Annotated in this window: 19 protein-coding genes; 11 read left to right on the plus strand and 8 right to left on the minus strand. The window is 68.8% G+C overall.

Going from position 1 to position 22,926, the window contains the following annotated elements:
• Positions 1 to 6: 6 nt before the first annotated feature.
• From DWG18_RS14780 to DWG18_RS14790, 3 genes are all read left to right on the plus strand, one after another.
• On the plus strand, positions 7 to 741 hold the full coding sequence (locus DWG18_RS14780; protein WP_115647895.1) for an SDR family oxidoreductase: 735 nt from the start codon (positions 7 to 9) through the stop codon (positions 739 to 741).
• A complete protein-coding gene (locus DWG18_RS14785; protein WP_205289374.1) occupies positions 735 to 2,180 on the plus strand; it encodes an efflux transporter outer membrane subunit in 1,446 nt (481 codons plus the stop codon). Before DWG18_RS14780 ends, DWG18_RS14785 begins: the two co-directional genes overlap by 7 nt.
• A 548-nt stretch (positions 2,181 to 2,728) precedes the next feature.
• Positions 2,729 to 5,377 (plus strand): excinuclease ABC subunit UvrA, encoded by a 2,649-nt coding sequence (locus tag DWG18_RS14790; RefSeq protein WP_115647896.1) that lies wholly within the window; start codon positions 2,729 to 2,731, stop codon positions 5,375 to 5,377.
• Positions 5,378 to 5,386: 9 nt separating this feature from the next.
• On the opposite strand, the gene DWG18_RS14795 is transcribed toward DWG18_RS14790, so the two are convergent.
• Both DWG18_RS14795 and DWG18_RS14800 read right to left on the minus strand, forming a co-directional pair.
• Positions 5,387 to 5,662 (minus strand): hypothetical protein, encoded by a 276-nt coding sequence (locus DWG18_RS14795; RefSeq protein WP_115647897.1) that lies wholly within the window; start codon positions 5,660 to 5,662, stop codon positions 5,387 to 5,389.
• Positions 5,655 to 5,900: a hypothetical protein gene (locus DWG18_RS14800; RefSeq protein WP_115647898.1), complete on the minus strand. Its 246-nt coding sequence runs from the start codon at positions 5,898 to 5,900 to the stop codon at positions 5,655 to 5,657. The genes DWG18_RS14795 and DWG18_RS14800 overlap by 8 nt, the downstream gene beginning before the upstream one ends.
• A gap of 344 nt (positions 5,901 to 6,244) precedes the next feature.
• On the opposite strand from DWG18_RS14800, the gene DWG18_RS14805 reads away from it, so the two are divergent.
• Positions 6,245 to 6,769, plus strand: coding sequence for a histidine phosphatase family protein (locus DWG18_RS14805; RefSeq protein ID WP_115647899.1), 525 nt, complete (start codon positions 6,245 to 6,247; stop codon positions 6,767 to 6,769).
• A gap of 40 nt (positions 6,770 to 6,809) precedes the next feature.
• On the opposite strand, the gene DWG18_RS14810 is transcribed toward DWG18_RS14805, so the two are convergent.
• From DWG18_RS14810 to katG, 3 genes are all read right to left on the minus strand, one after another.
• Positions 6,810 to 8,165: a hypothetical protein gene (locus DWG18_RS14810; RefSeq protein WP_162823885.1), complete on the minus strand. Its 1,356-nt coding sequence runs from the start codon at positions 8,163 to 8,165 to the stop codon at positions 6,810 to 6,812.
• A gap of 101 nt (positions 8,166 to 8,266) precedes the next feature.
• Positions 8,267 to 9,304: a nitronate monooxygenase gene (locus tag DWG18_RS14815; RefSeq protein ID WP_115647901.1), complete on the minus strand. Its 1,038-nt coding sequence runs from the start codon at positions 9,302 to 9,304 to the stop codon at positions 8,267 to 8,269.
• 112 nt (positions 9,305 to 9,416) lie between these two features.
• A complete protein-coding gene (katG, locus tag DWG18_RS14820; protein ID WP_115647902.1) occupies positions 9,417 to 11,606 on the minus strand; it encodes a catalase/peroxidase HPI in 2,190 nt (729 codons plus the stop codon).
• A gap of 605 nt (positions 11,607 to 12,211) precedes the next feature.
• Between katG and DWG18_RS14825 the strand changes: the two genes are divergently transcribed.
• A complete protein-coding gene (locus DWG18_RS14825; protein ID WP_162823886.1) occupies positions 12,212 to 13,825 on the plus strand; it encodes an EAL domain-containing protein in 1,614 nt (537 codons plus the stop codon).
• Between the two features lie 7 nt (positions 13,826 to 13,832).
• On the opposite strand, the gene DWG18_RS14830 is transcribed toward DWG18_RS14825, so the two are convergent.
• Positions 13,833 to 15,026 carry an EAL domain-containing protein gene (locus tag DWG18_RS14830; RefSeq protein WP_115647904.1) on the minus strand — a complete coding sequence of 398 codons (1,194 nt, stop codon included), beginning with the start codon at positions 15,024 to 15,026 and terminating at the stop codon, positions 13,833 to 13,835.
• 376 nt (positions 15,027 to 15,402) lie between these two features.
• On the opposite strand from DWG18_RS14830, the gene DWG18_RS14835 reads away from it, so the two are divergent.
• The 6 genes from DWG18_RS14835 (at position 15,403) to hemC (ending at position 21,428) form a co-directional block, all read left to right on the plus strand.
• On the plus strand, positions 15,403 to 18,138 hold the full coding sequence (locus tag DWG18_RS14835) for an Ig-like domain-containing protein (RefSeq protein WP_115647905.1): 2,736 nt from the start codon (positions 15,403 to 15,405) through the stop codon (positions 18,136 to 18,138).
• Between the two features lie 131 nt (positions 18,139 to 18,269).
• A complete protein-coding gene (locus tag DWG18_RS14840; RefSeq protein WP_240318549.1) occupies positions 18,270 to 18,617 on the plus strand; it encodes a four-helix bundle copper-binding protein in 348 nt (115 codons plus the stop codon).
• Positions 18,618 to 18,663: 46 nt separating this feature from the next.
• Positions 18,664 to 19,350 carry an alpha/beta hydrolase gene (locus tag DWG18_RS14845; protein ID WP_115648225.1) on the plus strand — a complete coding sequence of 229 codons (687 nt, stop codon included), beginning with the start codon at positions 18,664 to 18,666 and terminating at the stop codon, positions 19,348 to 19,350.
• Positions 19,351 to 19,424: 74 nt separating this feature from the next.
• The gene (locus tag DWG18_RS14850; RefSeq protein ID WP_115648226.1) at positions 19,425 to 20,147 is read left to right on the plus strand and encodes a LytTR family DNA-binding domain-containing protein; all 723 of its coding nucleotides are present in this window, start codon (positions 19,425 to 19,427) and stop codon (positions 20,145 to 20,147) included.
• Positions 20,148 to 20,209: 62 nt separating this feature from the next.
• Positions 20,210 to 20,422, plus strand: coding sequence for a hypothetical protein (locus DWG18_RS14855; protein ID WP_162823887.1), 213 nt, complete (start codon positions 20,210 to 20,212; stop codon positions 20,420 to 20,422).
• Positions 20,423 to 20,468: 46 nt separating this feature from the next.
• The gene (hemC, locus tag DWG18_RS14860; protein WP_115647907.1) at positions 20,469 to 21,428 is read left to right on the plus strand and encodes a hydroxymethylbilane synthase; all 960 of its coding nucleotides are present in this window, start codon (positions 20,469 to 20,471) and stop codon (positions 21,426 to 21,428) included.
• 51 nt (positions 21,429 to 21,479) lie between these two features.
• Here hemC and DWG18_RS14865 read toward each other — a convergent pair whose 3' ends face one another.
• Both DWG18_RS14865 and DWG18_RS14870 read right to left on the minus strand, forming a co-directional pair.
• Positions 21,480 to 21,872, minus strand: a complete 393-nt coding sequence (locus DWG18_RS14865; protein WP_115647908.1) for an SgcJ/EcaC family oxidoreductase — start codon at positions 21,870 to 21,872, stop codon at positions 21,480 to 21,482.
• Between the two features lie 53 nt (positions 21,873 to 21,925).
• Positions 21,926 to 22,876 (minus strand): DmsC/YnfH family molybdoenzyme membrane anchor subunit, encoded by a 951-nt coding sequence (locus DWG18_RS14870; protein ID WP_115647909.1) that lies wholly within the window; start codon positions 22,874 to 22,876, stop codon positions 21,926 to 21,928.
• Between the last annotated feature and the right edge of the window lie 50 nt (positions 22,877 to 22,926).

Here is a 22,926-nt window from a genome sequence, read left to right on the forward strand (position 1 = left end):
ATCGACATGACCGCTTCCAACACCCGCATCGCCCTCGTCACCGGCGCCACCCGCGGCCTCGGCCTCGAAACCGTCCGCCAGCTCGCGAGCGAAGGGCTGCACGTCCTGCTCGCCGGTCGCGATCACACGCGCGCCGTCGCCGCCGCGCTGCCGTTCAAGGCCGACGGCTTGTCCGTCGACGCCATCGAACTCGACGTCACCAACGCCGACAGCATCCGCAAGGCGGCGCAGGAGGTCGCCGACAAGTACGGCCATCTCGACGTGCTGGTGAACAACGCCGGCGTGTTCATCGACGACTTCAGCCTGCCGCCGTCGCAGCAGTCGCTGCGCACGTGGCGTGAGACGTTCGACACCAACCTGTTCGGCGTCATCGCGACGACGCAGGCGTTCCTTCCGCTGCTACGCGCCGCGCCGGCCGCGCGCATCGTCAACGTGTCGAGCCTGCTCGGCTCGCTGACGTCGCATACCGATCCGGCGTCGCCGATCTTCGACTTCAAGATGCCGGCGTACGACGCCTCCAAGAGCGCGCTCAACGCATGGACCGTGCACCTCGCCCACGAGCTACGCGACACGAAGATCAAGGTCAACGCGGTGCACCCGGGCTCGGTCAAGACCGACATGAACGCACAGGGCGAGCTCGACGTGCAGACCGGCGCGCGTACGAGCGTGGAGATGGCGCTGCTCGGCGCGGACGGCCCGAACGGTGGCTTCCATCATCTTGGCGAGGTGCTGCCGTGGTGATCAAACCCCTCGTCCTTGCGACGGCGATGGTGCTGCTGAGCGCATGCGCGGTCGGGCCGGACTTCGTCAGGCCGGATACACCGGCGCCGGCGCAGTTCGTGCGCGGCGACGCTCTCGATGCCGGCGCGCAGCCGGCATCGCCCGGCGACATGCGCGAGTTCTGGCGCCAAGTCGGCGATCCCGTGCTCGACACGCTCGTCGACGATGCGCTGGCCGCCAACAACGACCTGCGCGTTGCACTCGCCCACTACGACCGCGCGAACGCGTTGCTGCGCAATGCACGCTTCGACCAGCTGCCGACCATCACGGTGCAGGGTGACGCGCGCGAAACGCGCCTGCCCGCCGACGAAGCTGCGAATGGCGACCGCACCCGGAAGTCGTTCCAGGCGGGTGCGGTGGCGAGCTGGGAGCTCGACCTGTTCGGTCGCGTGCGTCGTGACGTCGAGGCCCAGCGCTCGGAAGCCTGGGCCGCGGCGGCCGACCACGATGCGCTGCAGGTGAGCGTCGTCGCCGAAGTCGTGCGCACCTATGTCGAGCTGCGCGGCCTGCAGGCGCGGCTCGCGGTCGCACATGCGAACGCCGACAACCAGGCCGACACGCTCCGCATCGTCGAAGTGCGGGCGAAGGCCGGTCGCGATACGGACTTCGATCTCGAGCGCGCGCGTGCGTTGCTCGACTCCACCGAGGCCCGAATCCCGGCGCTCGAAGCGGCAGAGGGCGTGGCGATGCATCGTCTGGCGGTGCTGACCGGACGAACGCCGGATGCGTTGATCGCGACACTGTCGGCGCCATCGTCGATTCCCGCGATTCGTGCACAGCTCGATGGCGAGACGCCGGCGTCGGTGCTGCGCCGCCGGCCGGATGTCACCGCTGCGGAGTACCGCTTGCACGCAGCGACTGCCCGCATCGGCGTCGCAACGGCCGATCTGTTCCCGCGGCTGACGCTCGGCGCCCTGCTGGGTTCACGCTCGGGCGAGGCGAACAGCCTGTTTACGGCCGGGCAGGGCGCGGGTCTGGCGGCGCTCGGCATCGATTGGTCGTTCCTCGATGTTGGACGCGTGCGTGCGCGCATCCGGGCCGCGGGTGCCGATGCCGATGCGGCACTCGCGCAGTACCAGCAGACCGTGTTGCTGGCGCTTGAAGAGACCGAAGACGCGTTGCTGCGACACGGCCGCGCGGCGGTGGAAACGGATCGACTTGCCGACGCTGCGCGGGCGAGCACGCGCGCTGCCGAACTCGCGCGACTTCGCTACCAAGCCGGTGCGTCCAATCTGCTCGAGGTGCTCGACGCCGATCGCGTGCGCCTGCAGGCCGAGGATGCGCTCGCCGATGCGGAAGGCCGGCGTGGCGAAACCGGTGTGGCGGTATTCCGCGCGCTGGCGGCGGGATGGCCCGAGCACCAGGTGTTGCGCGTCGGGCTGCAGAAGGGAGCGCCCTGACCAGCGGGCCGGCGCCTGCGGGTTCGCCGGCCTACGCCTCGGCTTGGACGCGGTCCGATCTTCTTCCGGGTTCGATGTCGCCGGTGTCCCCTGACCGGCGCTGATTTCGGCACGGGCCGTCGATTCGCCCGTCAGAAGCCCGCGTGACGCCTCAAGGCGGCAGAGCGCACTTTTCTTCCGCCGTCCTGCTGCGTGTCGTCGAGGATCGCACCGCCCCAAGCCTGCGTCGGACAGCCGCATCCGCACGATGACGATCGCCGCGGGAATGCGGTCGCGGTGGCGAACGAATTCGCGCGGCAGTACTTGCGCGCCTGGCCCGTGCTGAAGGCAGTCCTTTCGGACGCACGGCCCGGACGGCATGGATCAAGACCGCACGAGCGCCCGATGAGGTGCCGCCGATCGCGTCACGATGATGCACTCGCGCGTCGCCTCGACGCTGCCCGTTTCGACGACACGTGCGAGAAACCGGACGCGCTCATCGGTGCCGTCTTCACTCGCCTGCGCGCCCGTCGCGTCGTCTAATGCGGCAGGTTCACGACGGACAGCGCATGGACGGTTCGCGAAAGGACAGCGGCAACCGCGATCTCGGCAGCGGCGGTTTCGTCCGCGTGCGCGGCGCGCGCGAGCACAACCTCAAGGATGTCGATGTCGACGTGCCACGCGATGCACTCGTCGTGTTTGCCGGCGTGTCCGGCTCCGGCAAGTCGTCGCTGGCGTTCGGCACACTGTATGCGGAAGCGCAACGGCGCTATTTCGAATCGGTGGCGCCGTACGCGCGCCGGTTGATCGACCAGGTCGGCGTGCCCGACGTCGACGCCATCGACGGCCTGCCGCCGGCGGTCGCATTGCAGCAGCAGCGCGGCGTCGCCAGCGCGCGTTCGACCGTGGGCAGCGTGACCACGCTCTCGAGCTTGGTACGGATGATGTATTCGCGCGCCGGCACCTATCCGCGCGGGCAGCCCATGCTCTATGCGGAGGACTTTTCGCCGAACACGCCGCAGGGCGCGTGCCCGCATTGCCACGGACTGGGCTACGTCTACGACGTGACCGAAACCGCGATGGTGCCGGACCCGACGCTCTCCATCCGCGACCGCGCGATCGCGTCGTGGCCGCCGGCATGGCACGGCCAGAACCTGCGCGACATCCTGGTCACGCTCGGCTACGACGTCGACCGGCCATGGAAGGATCTGCCCAAGAAGGATCGCGACTGGATCCTGTTCACCGAGGAGACGCCGACCGTACCGGTCTATGCCGGCTTCAGCCCCGCGGAAACGCGTGCGGCATTGAAGAAGAAACTCGAACCGGCGTACATGGGCACGTTCACCGGCGCGCGCCGCTACGTACTGCACACGTTCACGACCACGCAGAGCGCGTTGATGAAGCGGCGTGTCGCCCGCTTCCTCCAGGGCACGCTGTGCCCGGTCTGCAAAGGCAAGCGCCTGAAGCGCGAAGCGCTGTCGGTGACGTTCGCCGGGTTCGACATCGGCGAGCTGTCGCAACTGTCGTTCGACCGCCTGGCCGAGGTGCTCCGTCCGGTCGCAGAGGGTGGGGCGCCGCCAGCCGCCGCCGGCGATGCCGACGCCCGCGGCGCGGCCGCCACGAAGCGCGACCGCGCGAAGCGCGCGGCTGCGGGCGCATCCGCGCACAACGCGGCCCCGGATGTACACCGCACGCCCGCGATGTCGGAAGAAAAACGCCTCGCCGCGCAACGCATCGCGTCCGATCTCGTCGCCCGCATCGGCACGCTGCAGAACCTCGGCCTCGATTATCTGGCGATGGATCGCGCCACGCCCACGCTGTCGCCCGGCGAGCTGCAGCGCCTGCGCCTCGCGACGCAGATCCGCTCCAACCTGTTCGGCGTCGTCTATGTGCTGGACGAGCCGACCGCCGGCCTGCATCCGGCCGACAGCGAAGCGCTGTTCGACGCCCTCATGCATCTGCGCGACGTCGGCAATTCGCTGTTCGTGGTCGAGCACGACCTGGAAATGATGCGGCGCGCCGACTGGCTCGTGGACGTTGGCCCCGGCGCCGGCGAGCGCGGTGGCGAGGTGCTCTACAGCGGGCCGCCGGACGCGCTGCGCGAGGTCGCGTCGTCGCAGACTGCGCGCTATCTGTTCGACGACACGCCCGCACCGCAGATGCGGACACCGCGCGAGCCGACGGGCTGGCTGGAACTGAAGGACGTGCACCGCAACAACCTGCACGGCATCGGTGCACGCATTCCACTCGGTGTGCTCACCGCGGTCACCGGCGTGTCGGGATCGGGCAAGTCCAGCCTGATCAGCCAGGCCTTGGTGGAACTGGTTTCCGGCCACTTGGGTCACGAGCCCGAAGACGACGAACCCGATCCCGAGGCCGGTCCCAGCGTCGTGCAACGCACGCACGGGCACCTTGCGGGCGACGTCGACGCCGTGCGGCGCCTGGTGCGCGTCGACCAGAAGCCGATCGGGCGCACGCCGCGATCGAACCTCGCCACCTACACCGGCCTGTTCGATCACGTGCGCAAGCTGTTCGCCGCGACGCCGGACGCGCGACGTCGTCGCTACGACGTCGGGCGCTTTTCGTTCAACGTCGCGAAAGGCCGCTGCGAAACCTGCGAAGGCGAAGGCTTCGTCAGTGTCGAACTTCTGTTCATGCCCAGCGTCTATGCGCCGTGTCCGACCTGCCATGGCACGCGCTACAACGAGGCGACGCTGACGGTGAAGTGGAACGGCCGCAACATCGCGGAGGTGCTCGCCTTGAATGTCGACGAAGCCTGCACGTTCTTCGCGGACGAACCAGCAGTGCTGCGTCCGCTGGAAACGCTACGCGACATCGGCCTCGGCTACCTGCGCCTCGGGCAGCCGGCGACCGAGCTGTCGGGCGGCGAAGCGCAGCGCATCAAGCTGGCGACCGAACTGCAGCGCAGCCAGCGCGGCCGCGGGCTCTACGTGCTCGACGAACCGACCACCGGCCTGCACGCCGCGGATGTCGACCGCCTGATGGTGCATCTGCACAGCCTCGTCGACGCCGGCAACACCGTGGTGCTGGTCGAACACGAGATGCGAGTGGTCGCGCACAGTGACTGGGTCATCGATGTCGGGCCCGGCGCCGGGGAGAACGGCGGACGCATCGTGGCCTGCGGTGCACCGGACGTCGTCGCGACGTCGAAGGACAGCCGCACCGCGCGCTATCTCGCGAAGGCGCTCGGCGGCTGAGGCGTCGCCTCAACCGATGACGAGCATGTCGGAAATGAGCTGCGCGGCGAACTCGCGCGGCACCACGGCGCCGTGCGCGCGCCGCAACGGGCAGCCGAGGCGGCGCGACCACCGTGCCTCGTCGAGTCCGGCGCGCCCCACACGCATGCACTGCGCGAGTGCGCGTGCATCATCGATGTCGGCGTGGACGAGCAGCTGCCCGTTCTCGCGCCGGTACACGTCGACGAACACGCGTTCGACCGCGCGGGGCTTGCACTTCGCCAGCATGGCGTTGAGGTCATTCATCGCCGATCTCGGCCAGGCAGGACGCTTCGGCCAGCGCGTCCCAGTCCGGCTCGCGGATGGAGGCGTAGCCGTGCTGCCGGAGCGTTTGGCCAACGCCGGGTACGAAGTCGTGGAGGGCGATGTCGCATACGCCGGCGAACCGCAGGCTGCCATGGTCGAGGCAGGCTGCTGGCGGCCGCTGGTACGCGGGAACGATCACCAGCGCACGGTCGGTGCGCCGGAAGACGAGAAATTGCATGTTGGATCCAACCGAGTGCCGTGAATGGCGCGGAATCCGCTGAGCGCGGAGCGATCTCGGTTGCCGACCGGGAGGGCTTTGGAACATCCCACGTGGTAGAAGCGCCCGGGAATTGGGTCGCAGGGCGCTGTGCCGCCTCCGGCGGTCATTGCGTCGCGCGAGAGAAGCAGGACGCGAGTGCAAGGTACGCATCACTCGATGACGGCAACGGCACAGCGGCTGTGGCCGCCCGCTGCGCGTGCACATCGATGGACCGCGACGTCATCCGATCGCCGACCGCGGGATAGGCGGATTTACGGGGCGCCAACGCATCACCGGGAAACTCGGATCCTTCCGTCGTGCCCATGTCCATGCCCAAGGCCGCGACCCTGCTGGTGATTCGCCATGCGGAGAAATCCGGGGACAGGCATGACGTCGGTTTGACGCCGGCCGGCATGGCGCGTGCGCAGGCCTACGTGGCGTATTTCCAGAACCTTGCCTCGGGCGCGTCGCGACTGCCGCCACCGGCCTGGTTGATCGCCGCCGCCGATGCGCGCGACAGCCGTCGCTCGCGCCTCACGCTCGAGCCGCTGGCGGCCGCACTCGGCCTCGACATCGATGCACGCCTTGCCGACACCGCCTATCGCGCGCTGGCCGAACGCCTGCATACCGATCCACGGTACGACCACGCGACGATCCTGATCTGCTGGACGCACAAGAAACTGCGCGGACTTGCGAAGGCGCTCGGTGCGCCCGACACGCTGTTGCCCGACAAGTGGCCGGACGAGGTGTTCGACTGGCTGCTGCGGTTCGACTACGACGTCACCGGCGCGCTGACGGCGGCGAGCCTCATCCCGCAGCGACTCATGTATGGCGACAGCGACGATTAGCGAGGCACGTGTTTTCCGGCGCCACGCGTCTCCCCACGCGCTAGTGAAGGCTGACCACCTTGACCGCCGACGCCACCTCGTCGGCGGTGTAGCGCGTGTCGCCGGACACGTACCGGGCGTAGAGCGCGTCCCAGTCGACCTTCGGCGCAACCTCGTCGAGTGACGCACGGATGTCCGACCACGTGTACGCCCGTGCGCCGCGGTCCGTCTTTCGCCAGAGCGCAGCGAACACGTCGTCCATGCGGCGGTGTCCGCCCGTCGACTGGCGGATCAACGCATCCCAGCTGAGTGCGACGAGCGCGCCGCCGCTGTAGAGCGGCGGCCCCTTGTGCGTTCCCGGCGTGTCGAGTGGTGTCTGCAGGCGTCCCGCGGTACGCAGGTGCTCTGCGAAGGTCGCAGCGAATTCGGTGCTGGACACGGCGTCGGTCTGGCGGAGCGTCGTCGCCGCCATGTATTCGGTGAATCCTTCCTGGAACCATTGGCTGGACGCGTAGTCCGCGCCGCGCAGGCGCCAGCCGTTCCAGTAATGGAAGACTTCGTGCGCGAGCCGGCCCTGCCACGCCATCGCGTTTTCGCGGGTCCCGTCCAGCAACGCGTTCATTGCGAAGCTCGCCCGGAACGATTCACCGCCGGTGTCGTTCTGTGGCAGCAGGATCACGAGGTAAGGCGGGCGCCGTGGCAGCGGCATCGACTGGACGTATCGACGCAATGCGTCCTGCAGCGTGCGCCGGACGGTGCTTTCGCGGTCGCGCCACACGCCGAAGGTCAGCACGTGCAGGTCGACGTCCTTCGTCGACCAACGCGGAATGGTTCGGTCGGAGAAGGCGATCAGGTTGTCCGTCAGATCGTCATTCGAGGGCACCATGAACGTGGCGCGCGTGATCGGCGACCACGGCGTCTCGACGTGCCATCCGCGCGGGAGCGCGAACGTCACGCGCGCCGCACCCGTGCCTTGGCGGGTGATGAACAGCGAACGGCCGACGAGGGCGACGGCGTTCGCGTCGCGGAACATCGCTTCCCGCGGTGCAGGCCAGCCGGCTTTGCGCAGGCTGTCGTAATCGACGTCGTATTCAATGGTCAACGCGCCGCTGCACGCCGGTGCCAGTTGCCATCCCGCGCTTCCTTTCGCCACGAACGTGCAGGCGTCGCCGGCCTGGTTCCGAACCGTCAGGTTGCGCACGAGTGCCGGCCAGCCGCCGCTGGCGACGGGCTCCGCATCGCCGGGCCACGACTGCGCCATGCCGAGACGGTCGTCGCCCGTCGGAAGCTGCGCGTTGACGTGAATCCGCACGTCGTCGGCGCGCGGCCACGATACCGAGTACGTCCCCGCCGCCGAAGAGGCGAACGCTGGGGAAATGCAGATGCCGAGGACGAGGGCGAGAACGGCGTTTCGCATGCGGATGGCCTTCGGAAACAGTGTCCAAGAATGCCTCAGTCCATCCGTAATCCATGGCCACGACTCGTCGTCCCATTGCGCCGCCACCGCATCGCACGACATCAGTCCAGCCCGGCCAGGTCCCGCGTGACACGCGCCGCACTGCGCGCGTCGTCGGTGTGCCTGCGTTTCGTTCCCGACCACAGCGGCGTGAAGTCATCGCGTCCCCGCGCTTCGGCGTACGCGCGAAGGGGTGCGAGCGCTTGCGACGCCCAGGGGAATGCGGGCGGCAGGTTGGAGAGTGGACCGAGCTCGCGCATCAGGCGATTGGCGAGTCCGCGCGCCGCGCGGCCGCTGAAGAGGTTGGTGAGAGTCGTTTCCCGGCTGGCGTCGCGCAGTGCGGCGCGGTGCACGGTGCTCGTCGTCGCCTCCGGGCACAGCAGGTAGGCCGTGCCGACCTGCACGGCGGCGGCACCCGCGTCGAGCATGCGTTCGACGTCGCTGCGCTCTGCAATTCCGCCCGCGGCGATGACCGGAACGTGCAGGTGGGAGGCGAGCGCTTGGACGAGCACCTCCGTGGACGGTTGCAGCGCCAGATCGGACGTCAGGAAATGGCCGCGATGACCGCCGGCTTCGATGCCCTGCGCGATGACGGCGTCCGCACCGTGGTGCTGCAGCCAGCGTCCTTCTTCGAGTGTCGTGGCAGACGCCAGCACGACCGCACCCCATGCCTTGATGCGTGCAAGAAGTTCCGGCGCAGGCAGGCCGAAGTGGAAGCTCATGACGCGCGGGCGGTACCGTTCGAGTTGATCGACCGTCGCGGTATCGATCGGACGACGCGCGCCGGCGGTGCTCGGCGACGGCATGTCGAGGTCGAATTCGCGGTAGTAGGGGGCGAGCGCGTCACGCCAGCGCTGTTCCTGCGATGGGTCCGGCGCGGTCATCGCGTGGCAGAAGAAGTTGAGGTTGATCGGCGCGTCGAGTGTCGCGAAGCGCTCGAGCGCCGTGTCCAGTTGCGTGGAGCCCAGCAGTGCGCAGGGCATCGAACCGAGTGCGCCGGCGTTGGCGGCAGCGATCGCCAGCGTTTCATCCTGCACGCCTGCCATCGGCGCCTGGATGACCGGCAGCTCGACACCGAGCATGTCCTGAAGACGTGACATCGCCGTGGCCGTGGGGAACGGATGTGCAGTCTATGCCGCACGTCCACCCGTTGCGTCACCACGAAAAAAGCCCGGCTGGGGCCGGGCTTTTCGGTTGCGACGTGAATTGGCTTTACGCCGCCTGTCGATACACGAGGTCGAAGCGATCGAGGTTCATCACCTTCGTCCACGCAGCCACGAAGTCCCGGATGAAATCCGCTTCGCCGTCGCTCGCGGCATAGAACTCGGCCAGCGCGCGCAACTGCGCGTTCGAGCCGAAGATCAGGTCGACGAGGGTGGCGGTCCAACGCAATTCACCCGAGGCGCGATCGCGGCCTTCGAACACGCCGGCATCGGACTCCGATGGCTTCCAGGCGGTGCGCATGTCGAGCAGGTGGGTGAAGAAATCCGTCGACAGCGTGCCGGGGCGCTGGGTGAACACGCCGTGCGGCGTGTGGCCGGTGTTCGCGTCCAGCGCGCGCAGGCCGCCGACCAGTACCGTCATTTCCGGTGCGGTAAGCATCAGCAGATTGGCGCGATCGATCAGCGCGGCGGGGGCAAACGCCTGCGTGTCGGGACGCGCGTAGTTGCGGAAGCCATCGGCGGCGGGCTCAAGCACCTCGAACGAATCGACATCGGTCTGTTCGAGCGTCGCGTCCATGCGGCCCGGTGCGAACGGCACGGTGACGTCGTGTCCCCCCTTGCGTGCCGCGGCTTCCACCGCTGCGCTGCCACCGAGCACGATGAGGTCCGCCAGCGACACCTTCTTGCCACCCGACGCTGCGCCGTTGAAATCGCGCTGGATCGATTCCAGCGTCGACAGCACCTTCGCGAGTTCGGCCGGTTCGTTCGCGGGCCAGTCCTTCTGCGGTGCGAGGCGAATGCGTGCGCCGTTGGCGCCGCCGCGCAGGTCGCTGCCACGGAACGTCGATGCGGATCCCCAGGCGGTTTTCACCAGCTGCGGGATCGACAGCCCGGAATCGAGCAGGCGCTCCTTCAGCGACGCGATGTCGTTCGCATCGATCAGCGGATGGTCGACGGCGGGAATCGGGTCCTGCCAGATCAGGTCTTCCTTCGGCACCAGCTTGCCGAGATAACGCACCTTCGGGCCCATGTCGCGATGCGTGAGCTTGAACCACGCGCGCGCGAACGCGTCGGCGAACTTCGCGGGATTGGCCATGTAGTCGCGCGAGATCTTTTCGTAGATCGGATCGAAGCGCATCGCGAGGTCGGCGGTCGTCATCATCGGCTGATGGAACTTGCCGGGGATGTGCGCGTCGGGCACGTTGCGATTGGCATCGCCCTTGGGCTTCCACTGGTGCGCGCCAGCCGGGCTCTTGGTGAGTTCCCACTCGTTGCCGAACAGCGTCTCGAAATATTCCATGTCCCATCGCGTCGGCGTCGCGGTCCACGCGCCTTCGAGGCCGCTGGTGATCGTGTGTGCGCCGATGCCGGATTCGAACGAGCTGCGCCAGCCCAGACCGAGTTCTTCGACATTCGCACCTTCCGGCTCCTTGCCGACATGCGATGCGGGCCCCGCGCCGTGGCACTTGCCGAACGTGTGACCGCCCGCCACGAGCGCGACAGTCTCTTCGTCGTTCATCGCCATGCGACCGAAGGTGTCGCGGATGTCACGGCCGGAGCCGACCGGATCGGGAACGCCATTCGGGCCTTCGGGGTTCACGTAGATCAGGCCCATCTGCACGGCCGCCAGCGGATGCGCGAGTTCGCGTTCGCCGCTGTAGCGCTCGTCGCCGAGCCAGGTGGATTCCGGGCCCCAGTCGATCGGCAGCGGCTCCCACACGTCCTCGCGTCCACCGCCGAAGCCGAAGATGGGCCCGCCCATGGATTCGATCGCGACGTTGCCGGCGAGGATCATGAGATCGGCCCACGACAGGCGCTTGCCGTACTTCTGCTTGATCGGCCACAGCAGGCGGCGCGCCTTGTCGAGGTTGCCGTTGTCGGGCCACGAATTGAGCGGCGCAAAGCGTTGTTCGCCCGAACGCGCGCCGCCGCGGCCGTCGAAGATGCGATACGTGCCGGCGGCGTGCCAGGCCATGCGGATGAAGAACGGACCGTAGTGACCGTAATCGGCGGGCCACCAGGGTTGCGAGTCGGTCATCAGGTCGCGCAGATCCTTCACGACGGCATCGAGATCGAGCTTGCGGAACTCCGCCTTGTAGTCGAAGCCCTCGACCATCGGGTCGGAGAGATTGGCGTGCTGGTGCAGCACATCCAGGTTCAACTGGTCGGGCCACCACGCGGCGTTGTTGCGCGTCGGCTTGCGGTGATGCGCGACCGGGCACTTCGCTTCGACGTTCATTGCGGCTCATCTCCTGTGGCGTTGCACGAAGGCATGCCGGGGGGCCGGCACGTGGGGAGTTCGGCGATGCGCGATGTCGCGGCGTCATCGGCTTCGACGCGCCGTGGCGCGCCGCAGGATGCGCCGCGCGAAAGAAGCGCCGCGTCATCGATCTGCTAAACCTAGGCCGCTTGCGCCCATTTCGAAAATCGAATGTTCCGATCGCTCCCATAGCGGCGAGCTATGCGCGTGAAGCGGGTCATGGCGCGTCGGCAACCCCGTCTTGTGCGAGACCTCGCTACAGATCGGCCGCAAGCGGTGGTTCCGAGCGGCGGTGATCTCCAGCAGCCCGCCGCCGCTTCGTTGCGCAGTGCAGCACGGCGCTATGCGGTCCGCGCGAACCGTGCACGAGCGTCGCCACCGGCGACCGGCGCGTCCGCTTGCCGGGCGCTCAAGGCTCGCTGGCGTCACACGAAGCTCAAGCGAACGTTCTCGCGTGGCCTGCCGGTGACGTCGTTCGACACATGCACGACGTCGACCCGTCACACGCATACGGCAGCCGGTATCGGCATGATGCGGCGAGACGCGAGGGCGGGGAGGCCGTCGCGACGAACGAAAGGACGGGCATGACGTCACTGGGACTCGGTCGTTCGAGGATGGTGTGGTTCGCGGTCGCGCTGGTCGTGGCGGCGGTCGCCGTGCCGGTCGTGCTGTCCTTGTTGCTGGCGCGGGAACAGGCGCGCGTGGACCAGGCGCGGCGCGCGTCGATCTACGCCAGCGACGTGCTGCGCCGGAGTGACGACGCGGGCGACCAGATCGGCGCGGCGTTCCGTCGACTCGCGGCCACCCCGGATGTCGCGTCCTGCGGCCCGGCCGTGCACGCCGTGCTGCAGGGTATCGACGTCGGCTCGAGTTATATCCAGCTGATCGGCCTGGTGCGCGGCGACGCGATCTATTGCTCGTCGTACGGGCTGCACGATCCGCCGATCGCGCTGGGGCCGGTCGACTACGTGTCCGCCACGCGCGCGCGCGTCCGCCAGAACGTACAACTCGATTTCGCGGCCCCGCAGCGCTTCATCGTGATCGACAACGGACGGTTCGCGGCGGTGGTGCACAAGTCGCTGCCGGTCGACTCGACGGTGGTCGAGCCGGGCGTGTCGCTTGCCGTGGCGTCGGTGTCGACGGGCCGCGTGCTGGCGACCCGCGGGCGGTTCGACCGTGCGTGGATGCACGACGCGGCCGCTCTGGCCCCCGGCGCGCATCGCACGTTCAACGTGCGCGGACGCACCATCGCGCAGTACCGTTCGAGGAACTACGACGTGATGGCGATCGCGTCACTGGATGCGGGCAACTACAACGGCGCGCTCATCCGCATGGCGCGCGTGCTGGTGCCGATCGGCCTCGCGCTCGGCCTGGTGCTGGCGTACACGACGCACCACCTCGCGCGCCAGCAGATGTCGGCGGCCGCGGCGATCCGCTCCGGTCTTGTGCGCAACGAGTTCCACGTCGTCTACCAGCCGATCGTGCGTCTATCGGATCGGCGCTGGGTCGGCGCCGAAGTGCTGCTGCGCTGGCGACGCCCGGACGGCAGCCTGGTGCGGCCGGATCTGTTCATTCCGGTGGCGGAGGAGGCCGGACTGATTTCGGCGATCACCGAGCGCGTGATCGAACTCGTCGAGCCGACGCTCGCGCAGCTGGCGGCGCGCGAGGACGGCTTCTTCCTGTCGATCAACTTCTCGCCCCAGGACATGCATCGCGAAGGCACGCTGGATCTGCTGCGCGAGTTGCTGCGGCGCACCGGCGTCCAACCGAAGCAGGTGCACGTGGAGGTCACCGAGCGCGCCTTCGCGAACACGCTCAGCGCGCGCGACATGGTGCGGCGCATGCGCGACCTCGGGCTGCTGGTCGCCATCGATGATTTCGGTACCGGCTATTCCAGCCTGGCCGAACTCACCACGTTCGAACTCGACGCCCTGAAGATCGACAAGGCCTTCGTCGACACGGTGGGCAGTGACGCGGTGACCAGCCACGTCGCGTTCCACATCGTCGAGATGGCGCGCGGGTTGTCGCTTGGCATGGTCGCCGAAGGCGTCGAACAGGAAGGACAGGCCGCGATTCTCCTGAGCTGGCGCGTGCCGTTCGGTCAGGGCTGGCTCTTCTCGCGGCCGCTGCCCGCCGACGAACTGCTGGCGCGACTACCGGGCGTGGTCGACGTCGATACGTCGGCCATGGCGTCCTGACGCGCGATCAGTGCAGCGCGTTGCCGGGCGCGCCGAAGGCGAAACCCTGCGCGAATCGCACGCCCGCCTCACGCAGTGCCTGCGCCTCCATCGCGGTTTCCACGCCTTCCGCCACCACGGCCACGCCGGTGCGCATCGCGAACGCCATCATGCCGGCGACCAGTGCCTGTTTCGCCGGGTCGCGATCGACGTCGCGGGTCAGGCTCATGTCGAGCTTGGCGATGTCGGGGGCGAGCTGCAGCACGTGGCGCAGGCTGGAATAGCCCGCGCCGACGTCGTCGATCGCGATGCGTACGCCCGCATTGCGCAGCCGCGTCGCCGCGTCGATCACGGGCAGATAGTCGTCGACCGCCGCGTGCTCGGTGATCTCGATGACGAGACGTGAGGGATCGACGCGCGCGATCGCGTCGGCGAAATCCGCGTGTGCCACGGTGTCCGGCGATGCGTTGAGCGACAGGAAAGTGTCGCGCGGCAGCCGCTGCAGCAGCGGCAGCGCATTGCGCACCGACGCGAGTTCGAGATCGATGCCGAGGCCGACGGCGTGCGCCTCATGGAACCAGACGTCCGGCGTCGCGTGGACGGGCAGGTCGAAGCGGGCGAGGGCCTCGGCGCCGATCGCGCGCCCGCCGTCCAGCGGCACGATCGGCTGCATCACCATGCGCGGGCCTCCTGCGCGCAGCACTGCATGGACGGCCTCGTGCCGCTGCATGCGCAGATCGTGCGCGCGCAGCGACTCGCCGAGTTCATCGCCGACCAGTGCGGCGAGGAAATGCATGAAGCCGAGATCGCGGGCGCGGTGATCGGGTTCGGGCGGGAAGTTGATGCAGCAGAGCGTACCGAGCACGCGACCGTCGCGCAGCGTGACCGGCACGCCCATGTAGGACTCGATGCCGAGACGCTCGGTAAGCGGGATGTCGCGCGTGCGCACATCGACGCGGGCGTCGTAGATGACCTCGGGCAGCCGACCCTGCAACACGCGATGGCAGTACGTGTCCTCCAGCTCGAAGCGCGCGCCGACGGGCAGTCCCGCGGCCGCGGCGGGGCCGGCCGTCGCCCGCACGACCTCGGCCTCGGCGACCTCGGCCACGAAGCTCACATGCGCGTTGAGGTAGTCGCGCGCCGATGCGGCGATGCGCTGCAGGAAGGCCGTCGCGGCGTGGTCCAGATGCGCGAGCGGCGACGGAGGTGCATTCGTGTCCATGCGAAGGCCCGGCCGGCGTGTCAGGACGCGGCGGACGCCGCGCCCCGGGTGTGACCGTCTCCGGAGGGCCGTGGCGATTGCGTGAACCGGCCGTGGCCGCCTGGTGCCCGTGGGCAGTCGATTCCATCGGCGCGACGCCGTGCTGCATCGCAGCGGCACGGGTGGCGGTGGCTTCGCCGGGGACGAAGCCGGCTGACACGCGAAACCACGACATCTCGGGTTTTCGTGCGCTAGAAACGGCGTCCGATCGAGTTTGAGGACGCCGTTCGTCGGAAAGCGCGTACGCCGTCACGAAAGTAGCGCCGACCGCCCCGACCATCGCGCGCCAGGACTTCCTGCGCATGGATGCGGACCTCCTCCTCCCGGACTCCCCTTCATGACCCGATCCGCCCTCGTCGCCGCGCTCGCGCTCGCCGTGGCCTCCGCCGCGTCCGCCACCGATTTCGGCCACCCCGATCACTACGAGTTCGACGCTTCGATCGCCGCGCCCTTCCGCGCGCAGGCGGGACGCTTCCCGATCCAGCTGCACTTCGACTACCCGGGCGCGGGCGATCGCACCGCCGCAGCGTGGACGCTCGACGTGGTCGCGCCGAACGGCCAGGTCGTCGCCAGCGACCGCGGCCTGACCAAGCTCGGCGGCCGTCATGTCGTGGTGCCGGCGACGTGGAACGGCGGCCTGCAGCGGGGCGGTGCCGCGGCGGCGGGGTACTACACGCTGCGCCTGCGCGCGGTGCCGACCGTCGTCGACGCCGCCGACACGCGTCCGATCGCGGCGCGCATCGACGAGGCCTTCCGCCTGTTCGGCGACGAAACCGTCGAACAGAGCTACGACGTGCAGGTCGGCAGCGTCGCGCCGGCACGCATGACCGCGCGCGTTCCGCTGCGGGTGGGTGCGCAGTCGGCCGCCGCGCCGTCGCAGTCGCTGGTCGCGCAGGCGGTGCCGGCCACCGGCGGCCTCGGTTACACCGTGTACTACGGCAACCTGCACAGCCAGACCAACCACAGCGACGGCGGCACGCCTCTGGCGTCGTGCAGCGGTGCGGAAAACCCGCAGGCGGGCACCATGGGTCCGACCGACGCCTACACCATGATGCAGAACCAGGCGCACGGCGACTTCCTGCTCACGTCCGAACACAACCACATGTTCGACGGTTCGACGGGCACGAACGCGAGCGCGAACCCCACCACTGCGATCAATCTGTTCAAGAGCGGCCTGACGCTGGCGAGCAACTACCGGGCCGCGCATCCCACCTTCCTCGCGCTGTACGGGCTGGAGTGGGGCGTCATCAGCAACGGCGGCCACCTCAACCTGCTCAACGTCGACGCGCTCGCCGAGTGGGAGACGAATTCGTCGGGCCAGCTGATCGGCGAAGTGAACACGCCCAAGAGCGACTACCCCGCGCTGTACTCGACCATGAAGTCGCGCGGCTGGATCGGCATGTTCAACCACCCGGCCACGAGCGGGCAGTTCCTCGTCAACGGCACCCCGCTGGGCTACGACCCCAACGGCGCGCAGGTCATGGTGCTGGCCGAAGTGCTGAACTCGTCGGCGTTCTCGACCAACACCACCGAAACCGAAACCGGCCGCAGCAGCTACCAGGGCGCGTGGAACATCCTGCTCGAGCGCGGCTACAAGGTCGCGCCGGCCAGCGACCAGGACAACCACTGCGCGAACTGGGGCCTGTCGTTCACCAACCGCACCGGCGTGCTGCTCGCCAACGGCGCGACGCTCAACACCACGAACTTCTACGACGCGCTGAAGGCCCGCCGCACGTTCGCGACGGAAGACCGCACCGGCCAGCTCGTGCTCACCGCGAACGGCCACGTGATGGGCGAGTCGTTCAACAACAGCGGCGCGCTCACGCTCACCGCCAACTACGCGAGCACCAGCGGCCAGACCGCGCAGCGCGTGCAGTTCTTCGAAGGCGTGCCGGGTCGCAACGGCACGGTGACGCAGCTTTTCGAAGGCAGCGACACGACCACGATTACCCCGGCCACGGGCGACCACTTCTACTACGCGCAGATCACGCAGGCGAACGGCCTGCGCCTGTGGTCGGCGCCGGTGTGGGTGACGCAGGGCACGGGCGGCGGCGACACCACCGCGCCGACCGCGACCGCGTCCGAATCCGGCACCAGCGGCACGATCACGCTGTCGGCCACCGCGTCCGACAACGTCGGCGTGTCGAAGGTGGAGTTCTACGTCGACGGCAGCCTCAAGGGCAGCGACACGACCTCGCCGTATTCGACGACGCTGGATTCCACCACGCTCGCGAACGGCAGCCATACGCTCGTCGCCAAGGCCTACGACGCCGCCGGCAACGTCGGCACATCGTCGAGCGTGGCTTTCAGCGTGAGCAACACCACCGGCGACACCACCGCGCCGACGGTGAGCGCATCGGAATCCGGCACGAGCGGCACGATCACACTATCGGCGAGCGCATCGGACAACGTGGGCGTGTCGAAGGTGGAGTTCTACGTCGACGGCACGCTGAAGGGCAACGACACGACCTCGCCGTATTCGATGACGCTGGATTCGACGACGCTCACCAACGGCTCGCACACGCTGACCGCGAAGGCCTACGACGCGGCGGGCAACGTGGGCACATCGACCGGCGTCGGCTTCTCCGTCAGCAACAGCACGACCGCGACCGAGCTGATCAAGAACGGCGGCTTCGAGTCCGGCACCACGTCGTGGTCGGCCACGAGCGGCGACATCACCAGCAGCAGCACCTACGCGGCGCACGGCGGCACCTACAAGCTGTGGCTCAACGGCTACGGTTCGGCCAGTACCGACTACGGCTACCAGACGATCACCATCCCGTCGACGGCGACCACCGTGACGCTTTCGTTCTGGCTGCGCGTGGTCAGCGACGAGACGACGACCACGACCGCCTACGACACCGTCAAGGCGCAGCTGCGCAACAGCAGCAACACCGTGCTGACCACGCTCGCCACGTACTCGAACCTCAACAAGGGGTCGACCTACGTGCAGAAGACGTTCGACGTCTCGAGCTACCGCGGCCAGACCGTGCGCGTGTACTTCGAAGGCGTGGAGGGCTCGCAGGTGGCGACGTCGTTCCTGATCGACGACATCTCGGTGCAGTCGAAGTAAGTTTCACGCGTCACGTGTGCCACCGACGCCCCGCTTGTCCGGGGCGTCGTGCTTTGGCGGGCGGACGCATCGACGCGAACGCGACAGCGGGACAGCGAGAGTCGGCTGTCCCCCGATCGAGAACACTCGCCATGGAAGCAACTGCCCCACGCGACGTCGCGATGGACGACTGCATCGCGAACTGCACCGACTGCCACGCCCGCTGCGTCGAGACGCTGCGGCACTGCCTCGAACGCGGCGGCCAGCACGCATCGCCCGACCATCTCACGCTCATGGCGACCTGCGCCGACATCTGCCGCACCAGCGCCGACGCGATGCTGCGCGGCGCTGACGTGCACGTGTACACCTGCCGGGCCTGCGCGGAGATCTGCCGTCGGTGTGCCGAATCCTGCGAACGCATCGCCGACGACGCCACGATGCGCCGCTGCGCGGAGGCCTGCCGGCGCTGCGCGGAGTCGTGTGCCCGCATGGCTGCCTGAGGCCGCTATAGTCCGCCTCCCGTCGCACCGGAAACGCGCCTTGGATCTGCCCGAACGCATCGAGAAGGAAACCGGCGATTCGCCGCGCTGGTCGGTGATCTGGCTGCACGGCCTAGGCGCGGACGGCACCGACTTTGTGCCGCTGGTGCCGGAACTCGTGCGTCCGCAGTGGCCGGCGATCCGCTTCGTGTTCCCGCACGCGCCCGTGCAGCCGGTCACGATCAACGGCGGCATGCGCATGCGCTCCTGGTACGACATCGTGAGCTTCGATCTCACCGGTCGCGCGGATGCGAAGGGTGTCGACGAATCGGTCGCGCGCGTCGAAGCACTGATCGCGCTCGAGATCGAGCGCGGTGTGCCCGCATCGCGCATCGTGCTGGCCGGGTTCTCGCAGGGCGGCGCGGTGACGCTGGCCGCGGGCCTGCGTCGCACCGAGCCGCTGGCGGGGCTGGTCGCGCTGTCGACCTACCTGCCGCTGGGCACGGATGCACTCGCACGGCTGGACGAGACGCCCGTCGCCGCGCGCGCGCAGCCCGTGTTCGTCGCGCATGGTCGCCAGGATCCGGTGGTGCCCTACGCCGCGGGCGAGGACGCCGCGCGCCGCCTGCGCGCGCTGGGCTTCGCCGTGGACTTCCATGCCTACCCGATGCAGCACCAGGTCTGCCTCGAGGAAATCGACGCCCTGCGCGGGTGGTTCGACCGCGTTCTGGCGACGGATTCAGAAAACCGCTGACGCGCATCTTCCACGGACGCTCGGGAACGCTACTATCAGTCCCGGGGGTATCGGCGGAGGGGTACGTGGATACGCTGAATGTAGTGGTTGCCGAGGACGAGCCGTTGGCTCGCGACCGCCTGCGCGCGCTGCTCGAAGAGCAGCCCGGCGTGCAGGTCGTCGCGACGGCGGCGGACGGCACACAGGCGCTGCAGGCTTGCGCCGAACATCATCCGGACCTGGTCCTGCTTGACGTGTCGATGCCGGGCATGGACGGACTGGAAACCGCGCGCCATCTCGCCGCAAGCGAGCCGCGCCCGGCCGTGATCTTCTGCACGGCGTACGACGCGCATGCGGTGTCGGCGTTCGAAGCCGAGGCGCTGGATTACCTGGTGAAGCCGGTGCGTCCGGAGCGCCTTGCGGCCGCGCTGGATCGCGTGCGCCGGCTGACGTCGGTGCGCACCAACGGCGATGGCTCGTCGCGCAAGCGCACGCACCTGTGCGCGCGCCTGCGCGGCTCGCTGCGTTTGATCCCGATCGACGACATCCACTACCTCCAGGCGGAGGAGAAGTACGTCGTCGTGCACCACGCGCGTGGCGAGGACCTCATCGAGGAATCGCTGCGCTCGCTGGAGATCGAGTTCGGCGACCGCTTCGTACGCATCCACCGCAACTGCCTGGTCGCGCGTCACGAGCTGGTCGAACTCAAGCGCAGCCCGGATGGTCACGTCCAGGCGGTGCTGCGCCACGGCCGGCAACCGCTGGAAGTCAGCCGACGCTGCGTGGCCTCGCTGCGGGAGCGCCTCGCGCACCTGTGACCGACCACCGCGCAACGCGGCGCCTCGACCCCGCCGCCGCCGAAGCCGCGGCGGAACACGTGATGACCCTGCATCGCCTCCAGCAGGAGGCGGATACCCACGCAGCCGCGCAGAACCGGGGCATTGCACGCGTCTTCCTCGTGCTGATCGGGGCGATGGCCGGCGGCGTCTGCGGCGCGATGATGGGCGCGATGCGGCACCACCCGGTGGCCGGCGCGCTGTTGCTCGGTCTCGCCGGTGCGATGCTCGGGCTGATCCAGAGCCGCCCGCGCTGACGCAGCGACGGTTGGGCCGCGACGCCCGATCCGCGACAATGCCGCGATGACTTCGTCCACGCCCGGCGTGCTCCGCATCGCCACCCGTAAGAGCCCGCTCGCGCTGTGGCAGACCGAACACGTCGCCGAGCGCCTGCGCGCCGCGCATCCCGGCCTGACCGTCGAACTCGTGCCGATGAGCACGCGCGGCGATGAAGTGCTCGACCGCTCGCTGGCCGCGATCGGCGGCAAGGGCCTGTTCCTCAAGGAACTCGAGCTCGCGATGCTGCGCGGCGAGGCCGACTGCGCGGTGCATTCGCTCAAGGACGTGCCGATGGAGCTGGAGCCGGGCTTCGCACTGCCGGCGATCCTGACCCGCGCGGACTATGCGGACGCTTTCGTCAGCAGTCGTTTCGACGACATCGACGCGTTGCCGGAAGGCGCCGTCGTCGGCACGTCGTCGCTGCGCCGTCAGGCCCAGCTGCGCGCGCGCCGCCCCGACCTGGTTCTGCGCGATCTGCGCGGCAACGTGAACACGCGTCTCGCCAAACTCGACGCCGGCGACTACGACGCGATCGTGCTCGCCTGTGCAGGCCTGCAGCGCCTCGGCTTCGACTACCGCATCCGTGCGCGTCTCGCCGCACCCGATTGGCTGCCCGCCCCGGCGCAGGGTGCGATCGCGATCGAATGCCGCAGCGACGATGCCGTGACGTTCGCGCTGTTCGATGCGTTGAACGATGCGGCCACGCGCGCCTGCGTCGACGCCGAGCGCGCGATGAACCGCGCATTGCACGGCAGCTGCCATGTGCCCGTCGCAGCATTCGCCACGCTGGACGGAACACGCATGCACCTCGAAGGCCTGGTGGGTTCCGCGATCGATGGCCGCCACGTGCGCGCGTCGGCCGACGGCGGCATCGACACGCCGGAGGCGCTCGGCGAACTCGTTGCGCGCGAACTGCTCGCGCGCGGCGCTGCGGACCTGATCGCGGCGTCGGCGGAACCGGACACAGGGCCGTTCGTGTCGTGATGTGATCGGGAGACGCGGCTTGATCGCGCGTCCCGGACCAGCACGACGGCGTCAGCCCGGTGCTGCCAGCAGGTTGGCGTCGCGGACCAGGCGCCACTGGCGATCGACGTCGCGGCGGAACACCGACATCGCGTAGCCGCTGCGTTCGGTGGCGTCACCTGCGCCCAGCGACGCAACGCGAACTGACAGGTGCGTGACCGCAATGGCGAGATCGCCGGAGACCTGCACCTCGCGCACGTCGCCCGTCGAGGTAATGCGATGCGTCTCCAGCAATCCGCGCAGACCGGCCTCGAACACGCGACGACCCTTCATGGGTTCGCGGCCCGGGACGAGGAATTCCGCATCGTCGGCCATCAGCGAGGCGACGGCGTCCACGTCGCCGGCGGCCGTCGCCTCATGCCAGCGCTGGATGAGCGCGCGGATCGCCTGTTCGTCGGAGGTCATCGCACTGCTCCTGTCAGAAGGGGGCGGCGGCTCAATAGAGTCACGCGCACGGCTCAGTAGTACTGCGATACCACGTGGCGCGCTTCGGCGAAGAACAGCCAGCGCTCGACGAACGCACCGGCCAGCACCGATAGCGTCGCGATGATCAGCAACGCACTCGACGCCGCCGGCAGCATCCACGAGATCGCGAGCGCGAGGGCCGGCAGCGTCGCGAATGCGATCATCGCGATCGCCCGCAGCACCGCCGCATGCTTGCGGGCGAGCACGAAGACCATCTCGCGCGTCACGAAGTTGCCTTCGGTGTGCGGGCGCTCGAACACGCTGACCTCGCGCGCCGGCAGGCCGATCGCGTCACCGCGCGTGACGGGCAGCGGCGTGGTGTCGATCGCGGACCAGTAGCGGGCCTTGAGGAGCGCCAGCGCGCCCAGGCCGATGATCGTGAGCAGCAGCGTCATTCGCGACGGCGTCGCGCCAAAGATCGCGCGCAGTGCGAGGAATGCGAGACCGCCGGAAACCCCGGAGAACAGCACGTACACCGCGGGTACGCTGCGATGCGTCCACGCCGGAATCGGCTTGAGCGACGCGTAGATCATCGACGTGCAGTACACCGTGGCGAGCGCGCCGACGACCACCAGCCCGGCGGCCGCCGCCAGCACAATGCCGCTGGCCAGCGAAGCGCTGCCGAGGTCGATCGCGAAAAGACGCGGCGCGAATGCGGCGATGAGCAGCAGCGCCGGTACGAAGGTCGCGAGCGACACGACGCCTTCGCGCGACAGCCACGACGACCGCCACTGCGAGAACGCTCGCCATGCGCGCAGCGGTTTGCCTAGATGACCGACCGAACAGAGCAGGCCGACCGTCGACGTCAGCACGCCGAGCACGAGCGCGGCGAGCAACGCACGCGGTGACGTGCCGATCAGCGCGGCGACACCGCTCCACGCCAGCAGGCCGTAGCCGAGGCCCGAGAGCGTGGTGAAGAAGATGACGGAGAGGGCAGGGTGCATGTCAGCGTCGGTGCAAGTCAGTCGGAGCGGCGCAGGCGTCGATGGAGTCG

It is taken from the genome of Lysobacter sp. TY2-98 (genome assembly GCF_003367355.1).
Classification (GTDB): domain Bacteria; phylum Pseudomonadota; class Gammaproteobacteria; order Xanthomonadales; family Xanthomonadaceae; genus Cognatilysobacter.